25 protein-coding genes are annotated in these 23,899 nt (G+C 56.9%); 18 read left to right on the plus strand and 7 right to left on the minus strand.

Annotation, left to right across the window (positions count from 1 at the left end):
* The first annotated feature begins 8 nt into the window (after positions 1-8).
* The 11 genes from Q0J75_RS01415 (at position 9) to hisE (ending at position 11,039) form a co-directional block, all read left to right on the plus strand.
* Positions 9-4,169, plus strand: coding sequence for a PolC-type DNA polymerase III (locus Q0J75_RS01415; RefSeq protein ID WP_297196018.1), 4,161 nt, complete (start codon positions 9-11; stop codon positions 4,167-4,169).
* A 197-nt stretch (positions 4,170-4,366) separates the two neighbouring features.
* A complete protein-coding gene (gene hisZ, locus Q0J75_RS01420) occupies positions 4,367-5,536 on the plus strand; it encodes an ATP phosphoribosyltransferase regulatory subunit (protein WP_297196020.1) in 1,170 nt (389 codons plus the stop codon).
* Positions 5,533-6,174 (plus strand): ATP phosphoribosyltransferase, encoded by a 642-nt coding sequence (hisG, locus tag Q0J75_RS01425; RefSeq protein ID WP_297196022.1) that lies wholly within the window; start codon positions 5,533-5,535, stop codon positions 6,172-6,174. The genes hisZ and hisG overlap by 4 nt, the downstream gene beginning before the upstream one ends.
* Complete coding sequence (hisD, locus tag Q0J75_RS01430; protein WP_297196024.1) at positions 6,171-7,445, plus strand: histidinol dehydrogenase; 1,275 nt, start codon at positions 6,171-6,173, stop codon at positions 7,443-7,445. The genes hisG and hisD overlap by 4 nt, the downstream gene beginning before the upstream one ends.
* A 12-nt stretch (positions 7,446-7,457) precedes the next feature.
* Positions 7,458-8,033, plus strand: a complete 576-nt coding sequence (hisB, locus tag Q0J75_RS01435; protein ID WP_297196026.1) for an imidazoleglycerol-phosphate dehydratase HisB — start codon at positions 7,458-7,460, stop codon at positions 8,031-8,033.
* Positions 8,033-8,641, plus strand: coding sequence for an imidazole glycerol phosphate synthase subunit HisH (gene hisH, locus Q0J75_RS01440; RefSeq protein ID WP_297196028.1), 609 nt, complete (start codon positions 8,033-8,035; stop codon positions 8,639-8,641). Before hisB ends, hisH begins: the two co-directional genes overlap by 1 nt.
* Entirely contained in the window at positions 8,638-9,360 is a 723-nt protein-coding gene (gene hisA, locus Q0J75_RS01445; RefSeq protein WP_297196030.1) for a 1-(5-phosphoribosyl)-5-[(5-phosphoribosylamino)methylideneamino]imidazole-4-carboxamide isomerase, read from the plus strand. Before hisH ends, hisA begins: the two co-directional genes overlap by 4 nt.
* A complete protein-coding gene (hisF, locus tag Q0J75_RS01450) occupies positions 9,354-10,109 on the plus strand; it encodes an imidazole glycerol phosphate synthase subunit HisF (RefSeq protein WP_297196031.1) in 756 nt (251 codons plus the stop codon). The genes hisA and hisF overlap by 7 nt, the downstream gene beginning before the upstream one ends.
* A gap of 21 nt (positions 10,110-10,130) precedes the next feature.
* The gene (locus Q0J75_RS01455) at positions 10,131-10,373 is read left to right on the plus strand and encodes a hypothetical protein (protein ID WP_297196032.1); all 243 of its coding nucleotides are present in this window, start codon (positions 10,131-10,133) and stop codon (positions 10,371-10,373) included.
* Positions 10,374-10,383: 10 nt separating this feature from the next.
* A complete protein-coding gene (gene hisI / locus Q0J75_RS01460) occupies positions 10,384-10,713 on the plus strand; it encodes a phosphoribosyl-AMP cyclohydrolase (protein ID WP_297196145.1) in 330 nt (109 codons plus the stop codon).
* Positions 10,710-11,039 carry a phosphoribosyl-ATP diphosphatase gene (hisE, locus tag Q0J75_RS01465; protein ID WP_297196033.1) on the plus strand — a complete coding sequence of 110 codons (330 nt, stop codon included), beginning with the start codon at positions 10,710-10,712 and terminating at the stop codon, positions 11,037-11,039. The genes hisI and hisE overlap by 4 nt, the downstream gene beginning before the upstream one ends.
* Before the next feature lie 87 nt (positions 11,040-11,126).
* Here hisE and Q0J75_RS01470 read toward each other — a convergent pair whose 3' ends face one another.
* The 3 genes from Q0J75_RS01470 to Q0J75_RS01480 are packed head-to-tail and all read right to left on the minus strand — an operon-like array spanning position 11,127 to position 13,279.
* Entirely contained in the window at positions 11,127-11,660 is a 534-nt protein-coding gene (locus Q0J75_RS01470) for a peptidoglycan-binding domain-containing protein (protein WP_297196036.1), read from the minus strand.
* Positions 11,657-12,877, minus strand: coding sequence for a peptidoglycan-binding protein (locus tag Q0J75_RS01475; RefSeq protein WP_297196038.1), 1,221 nt, complete (start codon positions 12,875-12,877; stop codon positions 11,657-11,659). The genes Q0J75_RS01470 and Q0J75_RS01475 overlap by 4 nt, the downstream gene beginning before the upstream one ends.
* A 12-nt stretch (positions 12,878-12,889) precedes the next feature.
* Entirely contained in the window at positions 12,890-13,279 is a 390-nt protein-coding gene (locus tag Q0J75_RS01480; protein WP_297196040.1) for a spore cortex-lytic protein, read from the minus strand.
* A 172-nt stretch (positions 13,280-13,451) separates the two neighbouring features.
* Between Q0J75_RS01480 and ruvC the strand changes: the two genes are divergently transcribed.
* The 7 genes from ruvC (at position 13,452) to Q0J75_RS01515 (ending at position 18,620) form a co-directional block, all read left to right on the plus strand.
* Complete coding sequence (ruvC, locus tag Q0J75_RS01485) at positions 13,452-13,985, plus strand: crossover junction endodeoxyribonuclease RuvC (protein WP_297196043.1); 534 nt, start codon at positions 13,452-13,454, stop codon at positions 13,983-13,985.
* Between the two features lie 12 nt (positions 13,986-13,997).
* A complete protein-coding gene (gene ruvA, locus Q0J75_RS01490; protein WP_297196045.1) occupies positions 13,998-14,603 on the plus strand; it encodes a Holliday junction branch migration protein RuvA in 606 nt (201 codons plus the stop codon).
* 59 nt (positions 14,604-14,662) lie between these two features.
* A complete protein-coding gene (locus Q0J75_RS01495) occupies positions 14,663-15,001 on the plus strand; it encodes a DUF6054 family protein (RefSeq protein WP_297196046.1) in 339 nt (112 codons plus the stop codon).
* A gap of 109 nt (positions 15,002-15,110) precedes the next feature.
* Positions 15,111-16,166: a Holliday junction branch migration DNA helicase RuvB gene (ruvB, locus tag Q0J75_RS01500; RefSeq protein WP_297196047.1), complete on the plus strand. Its 1,056-nt coding sequence runs from the start codon at positions 15,111-15,113 to the stop codon at positions 16,164-16,166.
* Between the two features lie 38 nt (positions 16,167-16,204).
* A complete protein-coding gene (gene glmM, locus Q0J75_RS01505; protein ID WP_297196048.1) occupies positions 16,205-17,557 on the plus strand; it encodes a phosphoglucosamine mutase in 1,353 nt (450 codons plus the stop codon).
* A gap of 74 nt (positions 17,558-17,631) precedes the next feature.
* Positions 17,632-18,267 (plus strand): sigma-70 family RNA polymerase sigma factor, encoded by a 636-nt coding sequence (locus tag Q0J75_RS01510; RefSeq protein WP_297196050.1) that lies wholly within the window; start codon positions 17,632-17,634, stop codon positions 18,265-18,267.
* A 71-nt stretch (positions 18,268-18,338) separates the two neighbouring features.
* Entirely contained in the window at positions 18,339-18,620 is a 282-nt protein-coding gene (locus Q0J75_RS01515; protein WP_087334122.1) for a zinc-ribbon domain containing protein, read from the plus strand.
* 71 nt (positions 18,621-18,691) lie between these two features.
* On the opposite strand, the gene spoIVA is transcribed toward Q0J75_RS01515, so the two are convergent.
* The 4 genes from spoIVA to Q0J75_RS01535 all read right to left on the minus strand — a co-directional run bounded on the left by spoIVA (position 18,692) and on the right by Q0J75_RS01535 (position 23,872).
* Complete coding sequence (gene spoIVA / locus Q0J75_RS01520; protein ID WP_297196054.1) at positions 18,692-20,170, minus strand: stage IV sporulation protein A; 1,479 nt, start codon at positions 20,168-20,170, stop codon at positions 18,692-18,694.
* A 149-nt stretch (positions 20,171-20,319) separates the two neighbouring features.
* Positions 20,320-22,599 carry a xanthine dehydrogenase family protein molybdopterin-binding subunit gene (locus tag Q0J75_RS01525; RefSeq protein ID WP_297196148.1) on the minus strand — a complete coding sequence of 760 codons (2,280 nt, stop codon included), beginning with the start codon at positions 22,597-22,599 and terminating at the stop codon, positions 20,320-20,322.
* A 2-nt stretch (positions 22,600-22,601) separates the two neighbouring features.
* The gene (locus Q0J75_RS01530; protein ID WP_297196056.1) at positions 22,602-23,075 is read right to left on the minus strand and encodes a (2Fe-2S)-binding protein; all 474 of its coding nucleotides are present in this window, start codon (positions 23,073-23,075) and stop codon (positions 22,602-22,604) included.
* Positions 23,072-23,872: an FAD binding domain-containing protein gene (locus Q0J75_RS01535; protein ID WP_297196058.1), complete on the minus strand. Its 801-nt coding sequence runs from the start codon at positions 23,870-23,872 to the stop codon at positions 23,072-23,074. Before Q0J75_RS01535 ends, Q0J75_RS01530 begins: the two co-directional genes overlap by 4 nt.
* Positions 23,873-23,899: the final 27 nt, after the last annotated feature.

Here is a 23,899-nt window from a genome sequence, read left to right on the forward strand (position 1 = left end):
CGTGTCCTATGCCTGAAGCACAAAAGATCCCATTTCTCAAGCTGTTTTCTGCCTGGCGTCCCAGTGCGGAGCTGATGGCCATGGTCCAGAACTATCAGGTCACCCGTGCGGTCATCGACAAGCACACCCGATCTATCAAGGTCCAGGTGGAGTGCGAAAATCCGCCGACGGAAAAGCTGCGCCGACAGATCGAGCGTAGCCTGGCCCTGACCTATCGGGTGGAGCAGGTAGAACTGGAACTTTCCGTTCCCGTTGAGGAGCAGGCTGCTCCCGCTGCTCCGGCAGTACCTACCACACAGGAGCCCACACCTGCTGCACCAAAAATGCCAGAGCCGCAGGATGAGGCGGCCGCCGCCTTCCGGCGGACGGAGGAGATCCGGCGCAAGGCGCTGGAAGATCTGAAGACCGCCCGGCCCACAGAGAAGAAAGCCTCTAAAGAGAGAAAAGGAAAACTCCTTTACGGCCGTCATGAAATCAAAAAGGAACCTGTTCCTATGAGCAGCCTGGATCTGGACATGGGCACTGTCATTGTGGAGGGTGATGTCTTCGCGGTGGACCATCGGGAACTGAAAAAGCGGGGCGCCTGGGTGGTCTCCTTTGATATGACAGACTATACTGGTTCTGTACGTATCAATAAATTTTTCCCCGGTGATGAGGGAAAACCCTTGGTAGATGGTGTGAAAAAAGGCCAACACCTTTACATTCAAGGTAAACTGAATATTGACCGGTTTACCGGCGATATGGTGCTGGAGCCCTTTGCGGTGATGGAGGGGAAAAAGGAACCCAAAATTGACACCGCGCCTGAGAAACGGGTGGAACTCCACCTTCATACCAATATGTCTGCCATGGATGCCCTCACTGCCGTCGGGTCCAAGATGGATTCCCCCATCGGAGTGGATAAGAATGTAGTGAAGCGGGCAGAGCGGTGGGGCCACCGGGCCATTGCCATCACCGACCATGGCGTGGCCCACTCCTTTCCCAATGCTTGGCACTCCGCTAAAAATATCAAAATCCTTTATGGTGTGGAGGCCTACTTTATCAATGACGTGGACGACCGGGTGGTCATCCACGGAGACAAGGAGCAAGACTTTACACAGGATATCGTCTGTTTTGACATTGAGACCACAGGCCTGGATAAGCGTACCGAGGCCATTACCGAGATTGGTGCGGTGGTGCTGCGGAATGGGGAAGTGGTGGAGCAGTTTTCCACCTTCGCTGATCCAGGCCGCCCGCTGACCACGGAGATCACCAGACTCACCGGTATTACTGACGAGATGTTGAAAGGGGCCCCCTCTCAGAAGGAGGCGGTAAACGCCTTTCTGGACTTTGTAGGGGACCGGCCCCTGGCCGCCCATAACGCGGAGTTTGATATGGGCTTTATTGGGGAAGCCTGCCGCCGTATGGGCCGCCCCTTTGAAAACACCTCGCTGGACAGCCTGATTTTGGCCCAGAATCTGTTGCCCGACCTGGGTAAATACAAGTTGGACATTGTGGCCAATCACCTAAATCTTCCCGCATTCAATCACCACCGGGCCTATGACGATGCGGCAACGGTAGGTTATATGTTGGTGCCATTCTTCCGTATGCTGACGGATATGGGCGTCCACACGCTGCAGCAGATCAACCCGGCCATGTCCAAGCTTCGTTCCGGCGGCAAGGCCAAGCGGCAACCCAAGCATCTGATCGTGCTGGCTAAGAACCAGTTGGGACTGCGCAACCTGTACAAGCTGATCTCTGCCTCCTATCTGGACTATTTCAAGCGCTATCCCATTATGCCTAAAAGTCTTATCAACCAGCACCGGGAGGGCCTTATCATCGGGTCCGCCTGTGAGGCTGGCGAGCTGTTCCAGGCTATTGTGAAACGGAAAGAGTGGGGCGAACTAAAGCGCATCGCCTCCTGGTATGATTTTTTGGAGATTCAGCCCCTGTGCAACAATGCATTTATGCTCCGCAAGGGTATCGCCAGAAGCCAGGAGGAGCTGCGGGACTTTAACCGTACTGTAGTGGCTCTGGGCGAAGCGCTGGACAAGCCGGTGTGTGCTACCGGAGATGTCCACTTCTTGGACCCAGAGGACGAGATCTACCGCCATATTCTGTTGGCCTCCAAGGGATTTGACGATGCCGACTCTCCGCTGCCGCTCTATTTCAAGACCACTCAGGAGATGCTGGACGAGTTTGCCTATCTGGGTAAGGAAAAGGCCTATGAGGTGGTGGTACGCAACACCAATTTGGTGGCTGACTGGTGCGAGGATGTGGTACCGCTGCCCAAGGGGCTGTTTGCCCCTAAGATCGAAAATTCCGCTGAGGAATTGACCCGATTGGTGTGGGACAAAGCAAAAGCCCTTTATGGTGAGGAGCCGCCCCAGATCGTGGTGGACCGGATCAACGCCGAATTGGGAGATATCATTAAGTGTAAATATGACGTTATTTATATGTCGGCCCAGAAGCTGGTACAAGATTCCCTGGACCATGGCTATCTGGTGGGCTCTCGTGGATCGGTGGGGTCCTCTCTGGTAGCCTTCATGTCTGGTATTACCGAGGTAAACTCTCTGCCGCCTCATTACCGCTGCCCCAAGTGCAAACACTCTGACTTTGAGGCGGCCAAGGAGCTTGGCATCGGCTGCGGTGCCGATATGCCTGATGCTTTATGTCCTGTATGCGGCACGCCCTATGCCAAGGACGGCTTCAACATCCCCTTTGAGACCTTCCTGGGCTTCGGCGGCGACAAAGTGCCCGACATCGACCTGAATTTTTCAGGCGAGTATCAGTCCAATGCCCATCGATATACCTTTGAGCTGTTTGGGCAAACCCATGTGTTCCGGGCGGGCACCATTGGTACAGTAAAGGATAAAATTGCCTTTGGATATGTCAAGCACTATTTGGACGACAAGGGAATGACCGGCACACGGGCGGAGGAAAACCGTCTGTCTTTGGGATGCAGCGGCGTCAAGCGCACCACCGGACAGCACCCCGGCGGCATGGTAGTCATTCCACAGAACCGGGAGATCTATGACTTCTGCCCGGTACAACACCCTGCCGACGATCCCAACAGCGATATCATTACCACCCATTTTGAATATCACTCCATGGAGTCCAATCTGCTCAAGCTGGACATGCTGGGACACGATGATCCAACCATGATCCGTATGCTCCAGGATCTGACAGGGGTAGATCCCCAGACGATCCCACTGGACGATAAGGATACCATGAGTATCTTTACCTCCTCCAAGGTGCTGGGATTTGAGGACGATCCCATTCTGGGCCCCACCGGCGCCGTGGCTATTCCAGAGTTCAACACCAAGTTTACACGGGGGATGCTGGTGGATACACAGCCCCACCAGTTCGATATTCTGCTTCGTCTGTCCGGCTTCTCCCATGGAACTGACGTATGGCTGGGTAATGCCCGGGATTTGGTGGTGGATCAGGGTATCCCTGTCGGACAGGCCATCGGCTGCCGCGACGATATCATGATCTTCCTGATCTCCTGCGGTATGCCGGAGAAGCGCTCTTTTAAAATCATGGAGGCGGTGCGAAAGGGAAGAGGTCTGCCCGAGGGAGCAGAGGAGGAGATGAAGGCCGCCGGTGTGCCGGATTGGTATATTGGCTCCTGTAAGAAAATCAAGTATCTGTTCCCCAAGGCACACGCTGTGGCCTACGTTATGATGGCCTTCCGCATCGCCTGGTTCAAGGTCCACCATCCGCTGGCGTTCTATGCGGCCTTCTTTTCCATCCGAGCGAAAGCCTTTGATGCCACCTGTATGTGCATGGGCATGGATGTGTGCAAGGCCAAAATGAAGGAGATCGAGAGCAAGGAGAAACCCACGCCAGTGGAAGAGGATACTCTGGTCACCCTGGAAGTGGTCTATGAGTTTTATCTCCGGGGCTTTTCCTTTGAGCACATGGACCTATACCGCTCTCACGCCATCAATTTCCTGCCCAATATGGAGAAGGGGACCCTGCTGCCTCCCTTTACCTCCATTCCAGGCTTGGGTGAGACGGCGGCTCTGTCCATCATGGAGCAGCGGCAGGGCAAGCAGTTTATCTCGATTGAAGAGTTCTCCGCCGCCTGTCCCAAGGTTTCCAAGACCCACATTGAGCAGCTGAAAGCGGTGGGTGCTCTGGATGGGATGCCGGATACCAGCCAGATTACCCTGTTTGACGGGTTCTAAGGGACATGTGAAGAAAGCCCCTGTTGCCTGCATTTCGCAGACGGCAGGGGTTTTTATCAGGTGCTGCTGAGTAGATTCAGTGGGATTATTGGTCATGGGATCAAAGAAGTTTGACTTTTTTCCAAGATGCCCTTGACAATACAATAAATATCCAGTATATTAACGTGGTAATGTGCTAAAGTAAAGGGAGTGTTCCCATGACGATTATCATCAATACCCCGGAGGGGACCCGGGACCGGCTATTTGCCGAGTGCCAGGAGCGCCGTCAGGTGCAGACAGGGCTGACCCGTTTGTTCCGGCAGAGGGGCTTTTTGGAGGTCTCCACCCCGGAGACGGAATTTTATGATTTGTTTGCCCTGTCGGGCAGCGCCATTCCGCAGGAGCGGATGATTAAGGTGGGGGATCCCAGCGGCAAATTCTGCGTGATGCGGCCAGACTCCACCACCCCAATTGCCAGAGTGGCGGCCACCAAGCTGAAGGCGGTGGCCCTGCCACAGCGTCTTTATTACGACCAGACGGTTTACCGCTCCAATCCCGCCCACAATGGCGGCAGCCGGGAGATCCCTCAGTGCGGGGTGGAGCTCATCGGGGCAAAAGGGAAAAAGGCGGATGTGGAAATCATTGTCACCGCCATTGACGCCTTACGGTGCTGCGGAGCGCCCAAGTTCCATGTGGAGCTGGGACACGCCGGATATTTCCGGGAGCTGGCCGGCCGGCTGGAGCTGGAGAGCGGAAAAGTGGAGGAGATGCGGGGCCTGATCGAGGGCAAGAATTTTACAGCTCTGAAGGATTTCCTGGCCCCCTATGAGGGTAATCCAGCCTGTGCCGCCCTGGAGCAGCTCAGCCGTCTCTTCGGTGGAGTGGAAGTGCTGGCTCAGGCGGAGCGTCTGGCGGGCAAGACCCCGGCAGTGGACTACCTTTCTGAGCTGTATGACGAGCTCTCCGCCGCAGGTTATGGTCAGTACATCCGCTTTGACTTGGGTATGGTTCACCAGATCGACTACTATACCGGCGTAGTATTCCGGGGCTATATGGAGGGGGCGGGAGATGCTGTCCTCTCCGGTGGTCGATACGACAATCTGGTAGGTACCTTCGGCCGGGAGGCCCAGGCCACCGGTTTTGCAGTGGATGTGGATGCGGTGGCCCGCACCTTGCCAGAACTGGCCCTGCCGGTGCTGCGCACGGTGGTTCACTATGAACCGGGCTATCTGGCCCAGGCTCTGGAGGCGGTGGACGGCCGCCCTGCCGGTACCTGTGAGCTCTCTCCCTGCCGTACCTTGGAGTCCAGTCTGAATCTGGCCCGGGATAAAGGGGCCGAGGCGGTGCTGGTCTATGATAAGGACGGAGAAAGGACGGTGCGGGTATGAGTGAACGGCTGAAAATCGCCATCACCAAGGGGCGGCTGCTGGATAAGAGTATGGAGCTTTTTGAGGCAGCGGGACTGGACTGTACTCCGATCCGGGACCCCGGCCGTCGGCTGGTCCACTGTTTGCCCAATTACCCCCTGGATGCGGTGCTGGCCAAAGCTCCAGATGTCATTACCTATGTGGAGCATGGTGTGTGTGACCTGGGTATCGTGGGAAAGGACACCATCCTGGAAAAGGGAGGCTCCTTTTATGAGGTGCTGGACCTGGGCTTCGGCAGGTGCCGGTTCGCCCTTGCGGTACGGCAGGGGAGCGACTTTTATGGTACTTATAAGACCAGGCGTATTGCCTCTAAGTATCCAGAGGTGACCCGCTCCTTCTTTGCCAAGAAAGGCATGGATGTGGATATCATTAAAATTGAGGGCAGTGTGGAGCTGGCTCCTATTTTGAATCTGGCGGATGCCATCGTGGACATCGTAGAGACGGGAGCTACCTTAAAAGCCAACGGTTTGGTACCCATTGAGGATGTGGCGCCGGTGTCCGCCCGGCTTATTGTCAATACCGCCAGTATGAAGCTGTATAAAAAAGAGATTGAAGACTTTATTGCCCGGTGTGAGGGAGAATTGGAGAAACGGAAATGATTCAAATTGTGAAAGCGGACGGTTCCGCCGAGCAAACGGTGATCAGCGCCATGAAGGCCCGGGCGGCTCAGGCCAACCAGGCTATCGACGCCGCTGTGGCCAAGATTATGAATACGGTAAAGGAGGCGGGCTTTGAGGCAGTACGGGAGTACTCGCTCCGCTTTGATAAAGCCGAGCCCCGGGAGATCAGCGGGGAAGAGGTGGAGGCGGCTTATAACCGTTGCCCGCAGCCGCTGATCGCAGCCTTGGAACGTGCGGCCGCCAATATCAGGGACTATAACGAAAAGCTGCTGACTCGCACCTTAGAGTGGACCTCTCCCGATGGGGGCGTAGTGGGCCGCATCGTCCGTGGACTCACTCGGGTGGGCATCTATGTCCCCGGCGGCACGGCGGCCTATCCCAGCAGTGTGTTGATGAATGCAGTGCCTGCCAAAGTAGCGGGGGTGGAGGAGATCGTCATGGTGACGCCTCCTACCGAGAATCTGAATGACGCGGTACTGGCTGCCGCCAAGATCGCCGGGGTGGACCGGGTCATCGCTGTGGGAGGCGCCCAGGCGGTGGCCGCCCTGACTTATGGCGCCGGGTTTATTCCCCAGGTGGATAAGCTGGTGGGTCCAGGCAATGCCTATGTGGCCTCTGCCAAGCGGCAGGCCTACGGGAAGCTGGATATCGACATGGTGGCCGGACCCTCCGAGGTGTTGGTCATTGCCGACGGCAAGGCCAATCCCAAGTTTGTGGCCGCCGACCTGCTGAGCCAGGCCGAGCACGACAAGCTGGCCTCCGCTGTCTTGCTCACTGACTCTTTGGAGTTGGCCCAAGCGGTGGATGCTGAAATTATTCGCCAGACCGGTTACCTCAGCCGCTCCGAGATCATGGAGTGCTCTCTGCGGGACTTCGGCTGTGCCATCGTATGCGGCGATTTGGACGGCTGTGCCGCCCTGGCCAACGAGATCGCTCCAGAACATCTGGAGATTGTGACGGAGGACCCGCGGGCCCTGCTGCCTCAGATCCGCAATGCAGGGGCCGTCTTCCTGGGGGCATGGTCCCCGGAGCCTCTGGGGGACTATCTGGCCGGGCCTGACCACGTGCTGCCCACCAGCGGCACTGCCCGATTCTTCTCGCCCCTCAGTGTGGACAGTTTCCTCAAGACCATGAGTGTGATTCAATATGACCAAGGGAGTCTGGCCCCCATCAAGGACCAGATCATTACCCTGGCGGAGGCCGAGCACCTCACCGCCCATGCCAATTCCATCCGGGTGCGGTTTGAGTAAAGGAGCATAACTATGAGAACAGCCCAACTGACCCGCACTACCAAGGAGACCGACATCAGGCTGTCCCTGTCCCTGGAGGGGGGAGCGGTGGAGATCCATACTGGTATCGGTTTTTTCGACCACATGCTCACCGCCTTTGCCTTTTATGGCGGCCTGGGCCTGGAGCTGACCGTCAAGGGCGACCTGGAAGTAGACGGTCACCACACGGTGGAGGACGTAGGTATCGTTCTGGGACAAGCCATGAAGGAGGCCCTGGGGGATCGAAAGGGAATCCGCCGTTTTGCCTCCGCCTTTATCCCAATGGATGAGGCGCTGTGCTTCACCGCATTGGATTTTTCCAACCGGCCCTTCCTGGTGTTTGACGCGGAAATGCCCCAGCCTATGATTGGCAGCTATGATTCCTGCCTCACCGAGGAGTTCATGAGAGCCTTTTCGGTGAACAGTGGATTAACTTTACATATGAAGTGCCACTATGGAAAGAACGCCCATCACATCACCGAGGCTCTCTTCAAGTCTCTGGGTGTGGCGGTAAAAGAGGCGACGGCGGTCACCGGCACCGGCGTTACCTCCACCAAGGGGGTGCTGTAATGGGCTATACTGCGATTGTGGACTATGGTGTGGGCAACCTCAAGAGTGTGACCAATGCCATGGATTATCTGGGACTAAAGACCCGTATTACCAGCGATTCCAAGGAGCTGGAGTTGGCCGACGCCATCATCCTGCCCGGTGTGGGGGCCTTTCCCGATGCGGCGGACAAACTGCGGGGGACCGGGTTGGACCAGGTGTTGGTAGCCCAGGCAAAACAGAAGCCCATTCTGGGTATTTGTCTGGGTATGCAGTTACTCTTTGACCGGGGAGAAGAGGTGCGAGAGTGTAAAGGATTTAGCCTTGTAAGTGGTTGTGTCCGTAAGATTGAGACAAGCTTGAAATTACCCCACATCGGCTGGAACAGCCTGAGTTTCCCCAATCCGTCCCCCCTGTTTGCTGGGGTGGAGGAGGGTAGTTATGTCTACTTTGTCCACTCCTTTTGTGGTGTGGCGTCTGACCCTGCTGCTGTCATAGCACAGACTGACTATGGTGTGTCGGTGGTGGCGGCGGTACAGAATGGCAATGTATACGGCTGTCAGTTTCACCCGGAGAAGAGCGGCGAGGTTGGTTTGCAAATTTTGCGGAACTTTGGAGGGCTGAATGTATGATCCTGTTTCCGGCCATTGACTTAAAAAATGGTAAGGCTGTTCGGCTTTACAAGGGAGAATTTTCAACGGCTCACCAGGTGGCAGATGACCCGCTGGCCACCGCCCGGGCTTTTTATGCGGCGGGGGCCCGTTACATCCACATGGTGGACTTGGACGGGGCCCGCAGCGGTTCCCGACAAAATGGAGCCATTGTACAAGCGGTAGCAAAAGACTCCGGTCTGAAGGTGGAACTGGGAGGGGGTATCCGCTCTATGGCTGACTTGGAGGACGTCTTTGCTCTGGGTGTGTGGCGTTGTGTCATTGGCTCTGCCGCCGTCAGTGACCCCGACTTTGTACGAGAGGCCGCTGCGAAATATGGTGAGCGCGTTGCTGTAGGCATTGACGCCATGGACGGTATTGTTAAGACATCCGGATGGGAGCGGTCCTCCGGCCTCAATTATCTGGACTTTGCAAAGTCCATGGAAACAATGGGTGTAAAGACGATTATCTTTACGGATATTGCCACAGATGGTATGCTGTCCGGTCCCTCTTTCGACCGGCTGGCGGCCTTACAAAAAACAGTTGCCTGCCGTATCACGGCCTCTGGTGGGGTATCCTCCAATGCGGATTTGGACCAGCTCAACACTATGGGCCTTTATGGAGCGATCATTGGCAAAGCTTATTATGCCGGGACGGTGGACCTAGCGGCAGCGGTAAAGGAGGCGGGGGAGCAGTGTTAGCCAAACGGATCATTCCCTGTATGGACGTGCGGGACGGCCGGGTGGTGAAAGGGGTTAACTTTGTTAACATCCGGGATGCTGGTGATCCAGTGGAGCTGGCTAAATATTATTCCGACCAAGGGGCGGATGAAATTGTCTTTTTGGACATCACCGCTACCAGCGACGCACGAGATACTGTGGCCGATGTGGTGGAGCGCACCGCCGCTCAGGTCTTTGTTCCACTAACGGTAGGGGGCGGCATCCGCACGTTGGAAGATTTTCAGCGACTGTTGCGGGCGGGGGCGGATAAAATCTCAGTCAACTCCGCGGCTGTGGCCCGACCGGAATTGATTTCCGAGGCTGCGGAGCGGTTTGGCTCCCAGTGTGTGGTGCTGGCAGTGGATGCCAGAGCCCGTGGGGACGGCACTTGGGAGGTAGTGGTGGCCGGAGGACGCAAGCCCACCGGTATGGACCTCATTGAGTGGGTCAAAAAAGGGGAGGCCCTGGGGGCGGGGGAAATTCTGCTCACCTCCATGGATGCCGATGGAACCAAGGCGGGCTTTGACCTGGCTATGACAAAAGCGGTTACAGATGCCGTCTCCATCCCGGTTATCGCCTCCGGCGGCTGCGGTTCTCTGGCCCATTTTGCGGAAGTTTTTGAGCAGACCAACTGCGATGCCGCTTTGGCCGCGTCCTTATTCCATTTTGGGGAGTTGACAGTACCCCAGGTCAAGGAGTATCTTGAAAGCAGACAGATCCCAGTGCGATAATCACACAAGGGGGACGAGTGTATGCTGGACGACATTTTTGATCTGTTTTCTGATCTGGTCGGAGAAACCAACGTACATCGGCTGACAGGGCGGAAATCTCCTGCCCAAACGCCGGACCGGAAACCGTCCAAGCCGAGGACTGCTACCAGCCGAGCAACGCCAACTACGTCAGGCGGACAGAACAAGTTGACCGCCAGCAGAGACCGGCGTGGTGGAGAAGATCCCTGGGATTGGAAGGAAAAGAAGCCGCCCTGGGAATTTTGAGGTGAGTATGATGATAGCGCTGGACGATTTGTTCCAAAAGTCTGACCTGATTCCTGTTATTATCCAGGATGCGGAAACAGGCGAGGTCTTAATGCTGGGTTTTACCAAAAAAGAGGCAGTGGAGTTGACCCTAAAAACCAAAACCGCCTGGTTCTGGTCCCGCAGCCGACAGAAGCTGTGGAACAAGGGGGAGAGCTCCGGCCACTTCCTTCACGTGAAGAAGATAGTTACCGACTGCGATACCGATACCCTGCTCTATCTATGTACCCCGGAGGGGCCAACCTGCCACACCGGGGCCAGAAGCTGCTTTTTCAACATGATTTGGGAGGAGAAACCATGAGCGATACCATTTTGCGGGACCTGTATCAGGTGGTGCTGGGCCGTAAGAGCGATCCACAGGAGGGGTCCTATACCTGCTACCTGTTTGACAAGGGCCTGGATAAAATTTTAAAGAAGGTGGGGGAGGAGAGCGCCGAGACCATCATCGCTGCTAAGAACGGTAAGCAGGAGGATACGGTGGGAGAGATCTCCGATCTGATCTATCACCTGATGGTACTCATGGCCGCTCAGGATATCCCTCTGGACGCAGTACTGGCCGAGCTGGAACGCCGCAGCCACAAGATTGGCAACCTGAAACAGATGAAGGTTGTGGACCACGAGACGTAAAGAAAGGTGGAAGATCTTTCTATTATCACAAAGAAGACCTGCCGCAAACACTTGCGGCAGGCCTTCTTTGTATTTGGATCAAAAGGTCTATTCCTTACCATAGGTGATAAACAGGGTGTACAACCGGCTGATGGTATTCCAGCTGTCTTGATCCAATACGCCGGTCTGAGTCCGGCCATCTAGCCGCTGTACCCATCGGATGTTATGTTGAGTGGCAGGATCGTTATAGCCGGTCACCGGGGCGGATTCCAGACCATCCAGCAGCCGAGCCAGTGCCCGGAACATGGACTGCACCAAATAGAGGTGAATACTATCCTGATCTGGTTGGACAGAAAAGTCACAATTGGGGTAGCCACGGCAGGGAATGGGACCATTCAGCCTTGCCCTGGCCTGGAGGTAAAGGGCGGCGATGGCATCCCAGGTGGCTTGATCCACCCGCCCGGTGACTGGGGGAAAGAATTCCCGCTGGAATAGCATCACAGCTTCCAGCGTGCGCTCTCCAAAAACGCCGTCCGGCGTCAGCCGCGGCAGAAAGTCATAGAGAAAGGACAGCTCCCGCAGCATAGTTTGGAGGCTGCGGACAGGCTGACCGATGAGGCGGATTTCCTGTGGAACGATCATGCGGACGCTCCTCTCTGGTCGGCAGAGCCTAAGGTCATAGGCTGGCCGGGATACTGAGTCAGACCGGTGGCCTGGCTTTCAGGCAGGTCAGGACGGAACTCCTCGGGAATTACATTGGTATAGGTTTCCACTGTGTCCACAATGCCGGCGTATAGCCGGTAGAGCGCAATCCAGCTTTGGGGTCCCATAATACCGTCCTGGGGCAGACCGCTCATGCGCTGAAGGGCAATGACAGCGTTTTTGGTGGCGGGTCCATAAATGCCGTCAATTGCCACCCGGGGGATGTTGTCGTAGAACTCAGATACCACCGACAGAACATACTGAACCACCTTTACCGAGTCGCCTCTGGCACCCTCGGACAATACGTTGGGGAAGGGCTGGTCTCCACTGCCGGGATAGTAGGTCTGGCCCTGGCTGATAAGTTCTGCCAGATCCAACACCCCCACATAAAGAAATACCAGCTTATACCAGGTTGAGTTGCCAACAATGCCATCGGGGGTAAGGTCAAAGATTTCCTGGAATTTTTTTACCGCGCCTTCGGTGGCGGAGCCGAAAATACCATCCACCGGATAGACTTTTGGGATGGCGGGATAATCCCTGGAAATGCGGTTGAGCATGACTTGGATGCGCTGGACAGCTTCGCCGCTGTCCCCGCGACGGATGGGGTAGCCAGGATAGGAGTAGCGGATGCCCCGGACCGGAGCATTGGTCACCAGCTCAATATTGTCCCCATAATAGGAGCGAAGAATGGTCATATAGTCTGCGCCGCCCTCTGCCATAGCCTGACTGCCCCACTGGGACAGGCCGTCACAGGTAACAGTGGTGCCATTGCAGAACTTGGCGGCTAGTGGCTCCACAAAGCCAATGCGCCGGATGTAGGAGTTGAACATCTCGTCCACCAACTGGCTGATGTTCTCAAAGATATTGCGGCCTTTGATGAATTTCTGATCATAGGCAGTGCTGGAGGTGATGTTGAAGGGATAACCCCGGCTGGGATAGAACTCCGTATATACCCGGTTTAGGGCAAAGGAGATGATGGCCAGGATGTTGGCCTGGAGGGCGGCGGTCTCCCAGGTCGGATAGATCTCACTGGAGGCCACGTTCTTGACGTACTCTGGAAAGGAGACGGTGACATTTTCCGCGCTGGAGCCGGGAGCGCCCAAATGAACGGTGATGTACTGAGGTATGTAGGGGGTAATGGGTAAAGGTTCTGGCATGGTATCCCTCCTTTACAGATTTTGGGGTGGGACGTTCACGGGAGTTTCCGGCAGCAGAGTAGGGGAGCGCTCCGGCAGTGGAATCACTTCCAGCTCCTGAAGGGTTTGCGTGTCTGGGAAAATCTGAACGTTTTCCACCACCAAAAGCTCATAGCCCGGAGATTCCACCCAGATATCACATACGGCAAAGGGGGCGGTGGTACCGGGAGATTCGCTGGCGGTGGCGTCTGGGGTATTGACCTGGACCGGGGCGGTGCGGCCGTTGGTGTCTGTGACCCGCAGGGCCAAAAGGGTATGGCGGCCTTCGGTCCCCCGTTGGGTAAAAGCTACGGTGGCGCCAACCACCGGAATCTGAGCCCTGGAGGTAAAAACCCGGGTCAGAATGGTTCCTGTTGCGGCCAATCTGCATTCCTCCTTTTCCTTCCACTCTATGCTGATCGGGGCGAAAATGCCCTTCATGTATTCCGATGGGAGAAGTTGCCTTGTTTTACCAGACAGCTCAATTCCACCTTGCGCCGGTTCTGCCACCGTGGTACAATAAATTTTGTATGGAAACAGGAAGGAAACCGACGCTATGCTGATTTTAGGGATCGACCCCGGCTTTGCCATTGTAGGCTTTGGACTGGTGGAGACAGCAGGGGGGAAGCAGCGACTGGTCCAGTGTGGGGCCATCACTACCCCGGCGGGGGAACCTCTGCCCACCCGACTGGTGCAGATCGCCGACGATATGGACTTGTTGCTGGAGCAATTCCGCCCAGATGCTATGGCCATCGAGGAACTTTTCTTTAACAACAATATTACCACCGGCATCGGAGTAGCCCAAGCCCGTGGCGTGTTGCTATTGGCGGCAGAGCGGCGGCAGGTACCCATTTATGAATATTCCCCCAGCCAGGTCAAGCAGGCAGTGGTAGGGTATGGAAAGGCAGAGAAGCGGCAGGTTATGGACATGACAAAACGGCTGCTGGGCCTGAAACATGTCCCCAAACCAGATGACGCCGCCGACGCTGTAGCCATCGCCCTATGCCACGCTCGGTCTTATACCTCCCGTCTCCAGCGGCCTGACGCTGCCCGTCCAGGCAGCGGCCGGTATGCTGTACGCAAGAATTAGGAGTAAACCGCTATGTTTTACTATGTCAAAGGCACTGTGGCCCATACCGCTCCTTATCTGGCAGTTATTGACTGCGGTGGGGTGGGTTACGCCTGCCGTACCACCAATAATACGCTTTCCGCTCTGAAAAAGGGAGAAAGTGCCAAGCTTTATACCCACCTGAACGTCCGGGAAGATGCTATGGAGCTCTACGGCTTTGCCACCGAAAACGAGCTCAACTGCTTCCAGCTTTTGCTCTCGGTATCGGGTGTGGGGCCCAAGGCGGCTTTATCCATTCTGTCTGCCGCCACCCCTGAATCTTTGGCCATGAGTATTATCACCGGAGATGAAAAGGCCCTTACCATAGCCCAGGGCATCGGCAAGAAAATTGCCCAGCGTATCATTCTGGAATTAAAAGATAAGCTGGCCAAAGGCCAGATTTCTCCCAGCGGTGAGAGTTATGGGGGCACTGGCGTGACGGTGATCCCGGAAAATAAGTCCTCTGAGGCCGCCGCCGCCTTGGCGGTGCTGGGGTATTCTCAGGCCGAAATCGGTATGGCCCTCAAAGGCATCGATGTGGACAGTCTGAGCCTGGAGGAGATCATCAAGCAGGCCCTGAAGAAGATGGTAAAAGGGTGAGTCTGTATGCTTGTCCATCGTCTGTCAGCTCACCTCTTATTATAAAAGGAGGTATATCCATGGCCAAATTGGAACGAAACCTGACCGGAAATTTTAATGCCCTGCTGGACTATCTCCACGACGGTATTTTAAACGGCAGCGCCTCGGCCAGCTGGGAGGACAGCAGCGACTATGATGGGGTTGGGTTTCGCTGTGCTGTGCGGGTCTATGAGCGATACAGCATGATGGGCGGCAACCGGGTCAGCCTCAACCTGACACTGGTAGGGGAGGGCAACCGTCTATTCCTGTCCGCCATTACCTCCGGCGGCAGCCAGGCGGTATTTTTTAAGATCAATACCTTTGGAGAAGGGGCTTTTCTGGACTGTGTGGAAGAACTGCTGGACAGGTGGCAGGGCTGATACAGGATTGCGGGCTACAATACCGCCGTCCCGAAGGAAAAGAAGAACTACGACTGGGCGGTCATCTGTGCCAATACAGGAAACCGGTTCCAAAAAGGGAAGTGAAACTTTGAGTATCGCATTTTCTGAAGATGGCTTTGAGACGGAGGAACCCCTGGTGACCACGTCCCTCACCCGGGATGATGAGAGCGAGGGTTCTCTGCGGCCCAAAACCCTAAAGGAATACATCGGTCAGGAGAAAGCCAAGGGTAATCTGGAGGTGTTTATCCAGGCGGCCAAAATGCGCAGCGAGCCGCTGGACCATGTGTTGCTCCATGGCCCCCCTGGCCTGGGAAAAACCACCCTGTCCAACATCATCGCAAACGAGATGGGGGTCAATATCCGCATTACCTCCGGTCCTGCCATTGAAAAGCCGGGAGACTTGGCGGCGTTGCTCACCAACCTGGCGGAAAATGATATCCTGTTTGTAGATGAGATCCACCGGCTCAACCGGTCGGTGGAAGAGATTTTATATCCCGCTATGGAGGACTTTGCCATTGACATTATTATCGGCAAGGGGCCTTCCGCCAACTCCATCCGGCTGGATCTGCCCAAGTTTACCCTGATCGGGGCAACCACCCGGGCGGGCCAGCTGTCCGCCCCTTTGCGGGACCGGTTCGGGGTGACCCTGCGGCTGGAACTGTATACCCCGGAGGAGTTGGCCCTCATTGTTACCCGATCAGCGGGCATTCTGGAGGTTCCCATTGAGGCGGAAGGGGCCATGGAGATCGCTAAGCGCAGTCGTGGCACTCCCCGGATCGCCAACCGGATGCTCCGCCGGGTGCGGGATTTCGCTCAGGTGAAGGCGGGGGGCGTTATCACCCAAGAAGTGGCCGACGCCGCCCTCACCGCTCTGGAGGTAGACCACCTGGGGCTGGATGCTATTGACCGGCGTATGCTGGGCAGCATTATTGAGCACTATGGTGGCGGTCCGGTGGGTTTGGAGACGCTGGCAGCCACCATCAATGAAGAGGCTGTCACGCTGGAGGACGTCTACGAGCCCTATCTGATGCAGATGGGCTTTCTCACCCGCACCCCACGGGGCCGGTGCGTCACCCGGCGGGCCTATGAACACCTGGGTCTGTCTGTACCCGGCGGTGTTGGCATGGAACAGCTAAGCTTTTAACAACGCTTTGACGAGTTCGGTAGAAAGAGGTAATCAATATGGGTAAACTATTTGGAACCGACGGCATCCGGGGTGTGGTCAACGCTGGTTTGGATGCCGAACTGGCCTATCATGTGGGTGCGGCGGCGGCCTATGTGCTGGCCCAGGCAAAAGGGGAGAACCGCCCACGATTCGCTATCGGAAAGGACACCCGCATCTCTTCTGACCTGCTGGAGGGGGCTCTTATCGCCGGTTTGTGCTCCGCTGGGGCTGATGTACTTCACTTGGGGGTGATCCCCACCCCCGGCGTGGCATGGGTGACTGTAGACAGCGGTTGTGACGCAGGCATTGTTATTTCCGCCTCTCACAATCCCTTTGAGCACAATGGTATCAAGATTTTCAACAGTCAGGGCTTCAAGCTATCCGACGAGCTGGAGGGGAAGATCGAAACTATTATTTTAAATAAAACAGCAGTCCCCTGTAAAACCGGCGGTGATATCGGCCGAGTGGTGTACGCCGATCAGAAAGAGAGTCAGGATTACATCGACCATCTGGTATCCACCATTGACTCCAATCTGTCCGGATTGAAGATCCTGGTGGACTGCGCAAACGGTGCAGCCTCCGCCACCGCCGGACGACTATTTGACAGCTTCTCTGATCTGCATACGGATATCATCAATGCCGACCCAGACGGGGTAAACATCAACAGCGGCTGCGGCTCCACCCATCTGGAGGGCCTGAAGGCCATGGTCACGGCGGGGAAGTACGACTTGGGCGTGGCCTTTGACGGCGACGCCGACCGCTGCCTCATGGTGGATGAGACTGGTGAGGAAATCGACGGTGATCAGGTCATCGCCGCCTGCGGACTGGAGCTGCTAAGGAACGGGCAATTACCAGGCAACGCTATTGTGGGTACCGTTATGAGCAACCTGGGGCTGCATATCTTCTGCAAAGAGCATGGTATGGGACTTTTCTGCACCGCTGTGGGGGACCGCAATGTGTTGGAGAAGATGGAAGAGAGCGGCTATGTTTTGGGTGGTGAGCAGTCGGGGCATACCATTTTCCGCAAATATGCCACCACCGGTGATGGCCAGCTCACCGCTTTGCAGTTTTTGTCTCTGCTTCACCACTCCGGCAAGAAGGCCTCGCAGCTGGTGGAGGGATGTAAGCGGTATCCTCAGATCTTGATCAATGTACCGGTAGCTGACAACGCCGCCAAGGAGGCCATTATGAATGACACCGGGGTGATGGCTGCTGTGGCCGAGCAGGAAAAACTGCTGGACGGCACCGGTCGGGTATTGGTGCGTCCCTCCGGCACGGAAGCCCTGGTGCGGGTCATGGTGGAGGCCCAGAGCCAAGCCGATGCAGAGAAAGTTGCACAGCTCTTGGCAAATGTCATAAAAAACCGGTGAGAAAACGGAAATATTTTTGGGAATCACTTGACAAAATCAGGCATCAACGCTTATAATGTGCAAGGAGAAACAGCATGAGAGCTGACCATTTCCAACGGCTGGAGCCAGACGATGAAACGCTATGTACTCTGGCCGCCTCTGGTGACCGTCAGGCTGAGGAAGCTTTGGTGGTGCGCTACAACCGTTTGGTGCGCATCTGCGCACGGCCCTATTTTCTGGCTGGCGGGGACAGCGAAGATCTGATTCAGGAGGGAATGGTAGGGCTGTTGGCAGCCATCCGGGAGTATGATCCGGCCAAGGCGGCCTCCTTCCGCACCTATGCGGAGATATGTATCAAAAACCGGCTGTTCTCCGTTATCAAAGCAGCAGCAAGAGATAAGCACATACCGCTGAACAACTCAGTCTCGTTCGGAACCCCTCTTTTTAGTGGGAACGGCGATCCATTGACCTTCTGCGTGCCTGACGAGCAGGAAACGGACCCGGAGGAGATCCTCCTCAGCCGGGAATCCTTCCGGGAACGTCTGGATACGCTGATTGGTCAGCTGTCCGGGTTCGAGGCAAGCGTACTTCGGTTGTATCTGAACGGTTTGTCCTACTCCGAAATTGCAGCCGAGGTAAACAAGTCCCCCAAATCGGTGGACAACGCTGTGCAACGCATCCGGCGCAAGCTGGCGCAGCAAACATCATCCGGCGATATCAGCCAAAGCTGATCGCAATATTACACTGACCCAGCACATGGATCATCCGGACCTGGGCAAAGAAGCAAAGAGAGGGTAACATCATGTACGAAGACAAGACTCTGGTATGTAAGGAATGTGGCCAGGAGTTCGTGTTCACCGCCGGTGAGCAGGAGTTCTACGCCGAGCGCGGCTTCCAGAACGAGCCCCAGCGCTGCAAGGCTTGCCGTGATGCCCGCAAGGCTGCCTCCCGCGGCCCCCGCGAGTACTTCACCGCTACCTGCGCTGCCTGCGGCGGCGAGGCTAAGGTGCCCTTCGAGCCCAAGTCTGATCGTCCCGTTTACTGCAGCGACTGCTTCGCCCGTATGCGCGGCGAGCAGCACTAATTTGTGCAAAAAGGCCGTCCCCAAGGGGGGACGGCCTTTTTCTGTCTTTTGGGATACCGGCGATAGGTGGATTATAGAATAATACAGATCAGCCCGCCGGAGCCCTCATTGATGATGCGCTGCAATGTCTCCTGGAGCTTGGAGCGGGCATCCTCCGGCATCCGTTTCAGCTTTCCGTTCAGGTCCTCGCTGACCAGCTCATGGAAGGACTTACCGAAAATGTTGGACTGCCAGATGGCCTTGGTGTCCCCCTCAAACTCCTGAAGCAGGAAGTTGACCATTTCCTCGCTCTGCTTTTCGTTCCCCACAATGGGGGAGACTTCGGTCTCGATATCGGCCCGGATCATGTGGATGGAGGGAGCAGAAGCCTTCAGCCGTACCCCATAGCGGCCACCCTGGCGAACAATCTCCGGCTCTTCCAGCACCAGCTCGTCGGTGCCGGGGACCACAATGCCGTAGCCGGTGGCCTTGACCTCCTCCAGCGCCCCCGCCACCTTGTCATACTCAGCCTTGACTCTGGACAAACGGCTGAGCAGCTCCAACAAATCTCCATCGTCATGGATGGTAAAGCCGGACTGTTGGGAGAGGGTGTCGTAAAACAAACTGCGGGGTAGCTCCAAATCAGCGGAAGCCAGACCAGTACCCAGGTTCATAGAGGTGACCTGGGCCCGGCTCACTGTGTCGCAGTCCCCCATGGCCGCCACCGTGCCCTCCACATCCCGGATGCGGCGCATTCCCTTGGCACTTTCCCGAATGGCGGCGTACAGCCCGTGCTTGATGGGATGATCCCAGGGTAGAGCATCCACCCAGGGGGGGAGGAACAGATCCAGCTCCTTTACAGGGAATTCATACAAAACCCCCTTGATGATGCCGGTCACCGCCTCCTCACTCAGCTCCAGACAGTTGACGCAGGTACAGGTCACATCATACCGGCTGGCGATATCCGCCCGGATAGCCTGGGCCCGGTCAGACTGGGGTTGAGCTGAGTTGAGCACAACCAGAAATGGTTTGCCCAACTCTTTCAGCTCGGTGATGACCCGCTCTTCCGCCTCCAGATAGTCCTCCCGGGGAATGTCGGTGATGGTACCGTCGGTGGTGACTACGATGCCAATGGTGGAGTGTTCCGCAATGACCTTCCGGGTACCGATCTCGGCGGCCTCGGTCATGGGAATAGGTTGCGGGAACCAGGGGGTGGTGACCATCCGGGGGGAATCGTCTTCCAGAGAGCCCACTGCCCCCGGTACCAGATAGCCCACACAGTCGATAAGCCGTACCTTGAAAGAGGCGCCGCTGTCCATCACCACCTCCACCGCCTCTTCGGGAACAAATTTGGGCTCGGCGGTCATAATAGTGCGGCCTGAGCCGCTCTGGGGCAATTCATCCTTGGCCCGCTCCCGGCGGTAGACATTTTCAATCCCCGGAATAACCATGGTTTCCATGAACCGCTTGATAAACGTGGATTTTCCAGTCCGCACCGGCCCCACCACGCCGATATAGATATCCCCCTCGGTCCGCAGGGCGATATCCTCATAGAGCTTGCGTTGTTCCACTGGCAATTCCTCCTTCGGCCGCGTCAGCCGGCGTTTTCTCTACATACCTATGGGGATAAGCCGTGGAATATTCATCCTGTGGGGCGGAAGTCAAAAATGGGTCCTGCGGTTATACCCGCAGGACCCATAGAATTTTATAAAGGAAAAAATTATTCTTCCCGGCCCATCAAAATCTTTTCAGCGGTGATAGGCAGAGAACGGACCCGCACGCCGGTGGCGTTATAGATGGCGTGGGCGATGGCGGGGGAGGGAGTGTTGATGACCACCTCGCCGATAGACTTGGCTCCAAAGGGACCGTTTGGCTCGTAGCTCTCTTCAAAGTCCACCCGGATTTCGGGTAAATCTGTGCGGCAGGGGATTTTATAAGTCATAAAGGTGGAGTTGACCATCTGGCCTTTTGGATCATAGTTGATATCCTCCAGCAGAGCCATGCCGATGCCCTGGGCGATGCCACCCTCGGCCTGGACCCGTGCCAGGTTCTTGTTGACCACAGTGCCGCAGTCTACAACACCCACATAGTCCACCACTTTGGCCTCGCCGGTCTCCAGATCCACCTCCACTTGAGCAAAGCCTGCCATAAAGGGCGGGGGAGAGGTAGGGCTGCAATGACTGGCGGTGGCGGTAAGCCACTGGGTTCCCTCGCCCACCACCAAACTCTGGGCCAATTGGTCCAGGGTGATACAATGCTCTGGGTTGGTGCGGTCGTACACATTATCCCCGTCAAACTCCGCCCGCTCGGGGTGGATATTCAGGCGGCGGGCTCCCTCGGCCGCGATCTGCTCGTTAAGCTGGGTACAAGCCTTTACCACGGCAGCTCCGGTAACATAGGTGGTACTGGATGCATAGGAGCCGGTATCAAAGGGGGAGTGGTCGGTGTCCACCCCATCCACAGTGATGCGCTCCATGGGGCAGTTGAGGATTTCGGCAGCCATCTGAGCCAGTATGGTGTCACAGCCGGTGCCCATGTCGGTGGCACCGATCATCAGGGTATAGTAACCGTCGTCGTTGAGCTTGACGGTCACCGAGGCAGTATCCACACCGGAGATACCAGAGCCCTGCATGGTGATGGCCATACCCACCCCACGGACCCGATGGTCGTCCACCCGAACACAGGGGTAATTTTGCTCCCAGCCAATCATCTCCATGCCTCGCTGGATACACTCGGGCAGCTTGGAGCTGGTGAGAGGCTCATTGTAATAGGCAGCCATGTGCTCGCCCACCTGGGGCAGGTTTTTCAGCCGCAGCTGGGCCGGGTCCATGTTCAGTTTGACCGCCAACTCGTTGATAGCTGACTCCATGGCAAAGCAGCCTTGGGTGGCGCCGTACCCTCGGAAGGCACCGGCGGCCATGGTATTGGTGTACACCACCTCCCAGGAGAAGCGGAACGCAGCCTGCCGGGCATAGAGGGGGATGCTCTTGTGGCCCACCAGACCGATGGTGGTGGAGGCGTGCTCCCCGTAGGCCCCGGCGTTGGATAGGGCCTGCATGTCCACTGCCTTGATAGTGCCATCCCTCATAGCCCCCACTTTGACATGGACCCGCATCTGGTGGCGGCTGTTGGATGCCTGGAAGGACTCCTTTCGGGTGTATACAATCTTGGCGGGCTTGCCGGTGCGCAGTGTGACCAGAGCAGGGAAGAGCTCACTGACCAACGTCTGCTTGGCGCCAAAGCCGCCGCCGATGCGGGGCTTTACCACCCGCACCATATTTTTGGGCAGACCGAGCGCCCGGGCGATGGTACGGCGGCAATGGAAGGGCACCTGGGTAGAGGTGACCACGTTGAGCCGCCGGTTGTGGTCCAGATAAGTATAGGTGCGGAAGGTCTCCATCATGGCCTGGGCATTGGCCTTGGTGTAGTAGGTCTGGTCCACCACCACGTCACAAGCTGCCAGGGCCGCCTCCACATCTCCATCAGAATCGCAGCCGCTGGCCACCAGGTTGCGCTTGGGGTCTCCGCCAATATCAAAATGGCGGAAATAGTCCTCCTCAGAGTGGACCACCGAAGGGTTGTCCAAAGCCTGCTCAAAGTCCAGCACCGGGTCCAGCAATTCATATTTCACTTGGATCATCCGCATCGCCTTGGCCACACAGTCCTTGTCCCGGCCTGCTACAATAGCCACCGGGTCCCCCACATAACGGACAGTGCGCTCCAGGATATAGCGGTCATAGGGGGAGGGCTCCGGATAGGACTGCCCCGCCAGGGTGTATCGGATCTGGGGTACATCCTCCCAAGTGAGGATACAGGAGATACCCGCCACCCGGCTGGCGGCATCCTTGCGAATGGATTTGATGCGGGCAAAGGCGTGGGGGCTGCGGAGCACCTGCACCACCAGGCAGTCCCGGGGAACCATGTCCTCGGTGTATACCCCCTTACCGCCGGTAAGCGCTGCGCCATCCAGCTTGGGGACGGCCTGGTTCACATAGTTCAGATTCATACCTGCCCCTCCTTTTCCCAGGGCTTGTCGTGGAGCCAGGCCCGCAGGGCCCGGGTCTGTCCAGCGTAGCCGGAGCAGCGACACAGGTTGCCCGCCAGATAGTGGGCCACTTCTTCCTCAGTGGGATTGGTCAGTTCCCGGCGCATAGCCAGCGCCGCCATAATAAAGCCCGGGCTGCAATAGCCGCACTGTTCCACGCCCTGGGCGGTCATATACCTGCCAAAGGAGGCGGCCTCATCCTTCACACCCTCCAGGGTAGTGACATTCTTGCCGTCGGCCCGGGCGGCAGGGTAAGAGCAGGACAGCACCGGCTTACCCTCTACCCATACAGTACACAGGCCGCAGTTGCTGGTGTCGCACCCCCGCTTTACGCTGACATAGCCGTATTTCCGCAAAAACTCCAGCAGCATCATGTCGTTGGGGATATGCTTATTATACAGCATCCCGTTCACGGTGATCTTGACTTTCATCCCTTGTTCTCCCTCTCTATGCAGGTCTGAGCCGCCCGGCGCACCAGGACGGCGGCCAGCTTCTTTCGGTAGTCCGCCCCAGCCCGCAAATCGGTGCCAAAGGTCAGCTCCGCTCCAGCGGCAACCCCGGCGGCCTCCGGGCCGCGGCCATCATTCAGGCAGCGGGCGGCCTCCTCCGCTTGTACCGCCCGGCCCGGCCGGGCTCCCACGGAGACCTTCCACCGACCGTCCAAACAGCTTACCGCTACCGCCAGAGTAGGAAAGTCGGTGGCAGAGCGGCGGACGCTTTGGTAGGCGGCACGGCGGCCGTCGTCCTTGATGCGTACTTTGAGCAGAATGTCGTCAAAAGCGATGGGGGAGGCCATAAATTCCGCCAGCGGCACCTCGCCTCCGCGGTAGAGCACAACAGAGGCGTCCAGAGCCAGCAGAGCGCAGGTCAGATCGGAAAAGCCGAACCGGGAAAACACGGAACCGCCTACCGTGGCGCAGTTGCGGAAGGGAACCCCTACAATATGAGACACACTTTCCCCCAAAAGGCCGTCAAACCGGGCGGTGACGGCGGGGTGAGTTTCCAGCTGCCGGAGGGTGATGCAGGCCCCCAGTTCCAGGAAGCCATCCTTTACCTCAATCTGGTCCAGGCCAAGCCGGGTCAGGTCAATAGCCCAGCGGATGCGGCGGCGGCCCAGCTTGAGCCAACAGCAGCCCCCCAATACCGCGTTGTTCCGGCAATCCCGGTGGAGCAGCTCGTCGGCCTCTTCCAAAGACTCCGGGAATACATAGCTTTTGATGGTATACAAATTTCTCGTACCTCCCCCACAATGTGC

The sequence above is a fragment of the uncultured Flavonifractor sp. genome (assembly GCF_944385615.1).
Taxonomy (GTDB): Bacteria; Bacillota; Clostridia; order Oscillospirales; family Oscillospiraceae; genus Flavonifractor.

Bases quoted from the DNA above. Each gene is read 5' to 3' on its own strand.
- hisG (WP_297196022.1), top strand. From the start codon at position 5,533: ATGAGTGAACGGCTGAAAATCGCCATCACCAAGGGGCGGCTGCTGGAT.
- hisE (WP_297196033.1), top strand. From the start codon at position 10,710: ATGAGCGATACCATTTTGCGGGACCTGTATCAGGTGGTGCTGGGCCGT.
- hisI (WP_297196145.1), top strand. From the start codon at position 10,384: ATGATAGCGCTGGACGATTTGTTCCAAAAGTCTGACCTGATTCCTGTT.
- hisH (WP_297196028.1), top strand. From the start codon at position 8,033: ATGGGCTATACTGCGATTGTGGACTATGGTGTGGGCAACCTCAAGAGT.
- Q0J75_RS01415 (WP_297196018.1), top strand. From the start codon at position 9: ATGCCTGAAGCACAAAAGATCCCATTTCTCAAGCTGTTTTCTGCCTGG.
- Q0J75_RS01515 (WP_087334122.1), top strand. From the start codon at position 18,339: ATGTACGAAGACAAGACTCTGGTATGTAAGGAATGTGGCCAGGAGTTC.
- Q0J75_RS01470 (WP_297196036.1), bottom strand. From the start codon at position 11,660: ATGATCGTTCCACAGGAAATCCGCCTCATCGGTCAGCCTGTCCGCAGC.
- Q0J75_RS01455 (WP_297196032.1), top strand. From the start codon at position 10,131: ATGCTGGACGACATTTTTGATCTGTTTTCTGATCTGGTCGGAGAAACC.
- ruvA (WP_297196045.1), top strand. From the start codon at position 13,998: ATGTTTTACTATGTCAAAGGCACTGTGGCCCATACCGCTCCTTATCTG.
- hisD (WP_297196024.1), top strand. From the start codon at position 6,171: ATGATTCAAATTGTGAAAGCGGACGGTTCCGCCGAGCAAACGGTGATC.
- hisB (WP_297196026.1), top strand. From the start codon at position 7,458: ATGAGAACAGCCCAACTGACCCGCACTACCAAGGAGACCGACATCAGG.
- Q0J75_RS01475 (WP_297196038.1), bottom strand. From the start codon at position 12,877: ATGCCAGAACCTTTACCCATTACCCCCTACATACCTCAGTACATCACC.
- hisZ (WP_297196020.1), top strand. From the start codon at position 4,367: ATGACGATTATCATCAATACCCCGGAGGGGACCCGGGACCGGCTATTT.
- glmM (WP_297196048.1), top strand. From the start codon at position 16,205: ATGGGTAAACTATTTGGAACCGACGGCATCCGGGGTGTGGTCAACGCT.
- Q0J75_RS01495 (WP_297196046.1), top strand. From the start codon at position 14,663: ATGGCCAAATTGGAACGAAACCTGACCGGAAATTTTAATGCCCTGCTG.
- Q0J75_RS01530 (WP_297196056.1), bottom strand. From the start codon at position 23,075: ATGAAAGTCAAGATCACCGTGAACGGGATGCTGTATAATAAGCATATC.
- Q0J75_RS01510 (WP_297196050.1), top strand. From the start codon at position 17,632: ATGAGAGCTGACCATTTCCAACGGCTGGAGCCAGACGATGAAACGCTA.
- ruvC (WP_297196043.1), top strand. From the start codon at position 13,452: ATGCTGATTTTAGGGATCGACCCCGGCTTTGCCATTGTAGGCTTTGGA.
- hisA (WP_297196030.1), top strand. From the start codon at position 8,638: ATGATCCTGTTTCCGGCCATTGACTTAAAAAATGGTAAGGCTGTTCGG.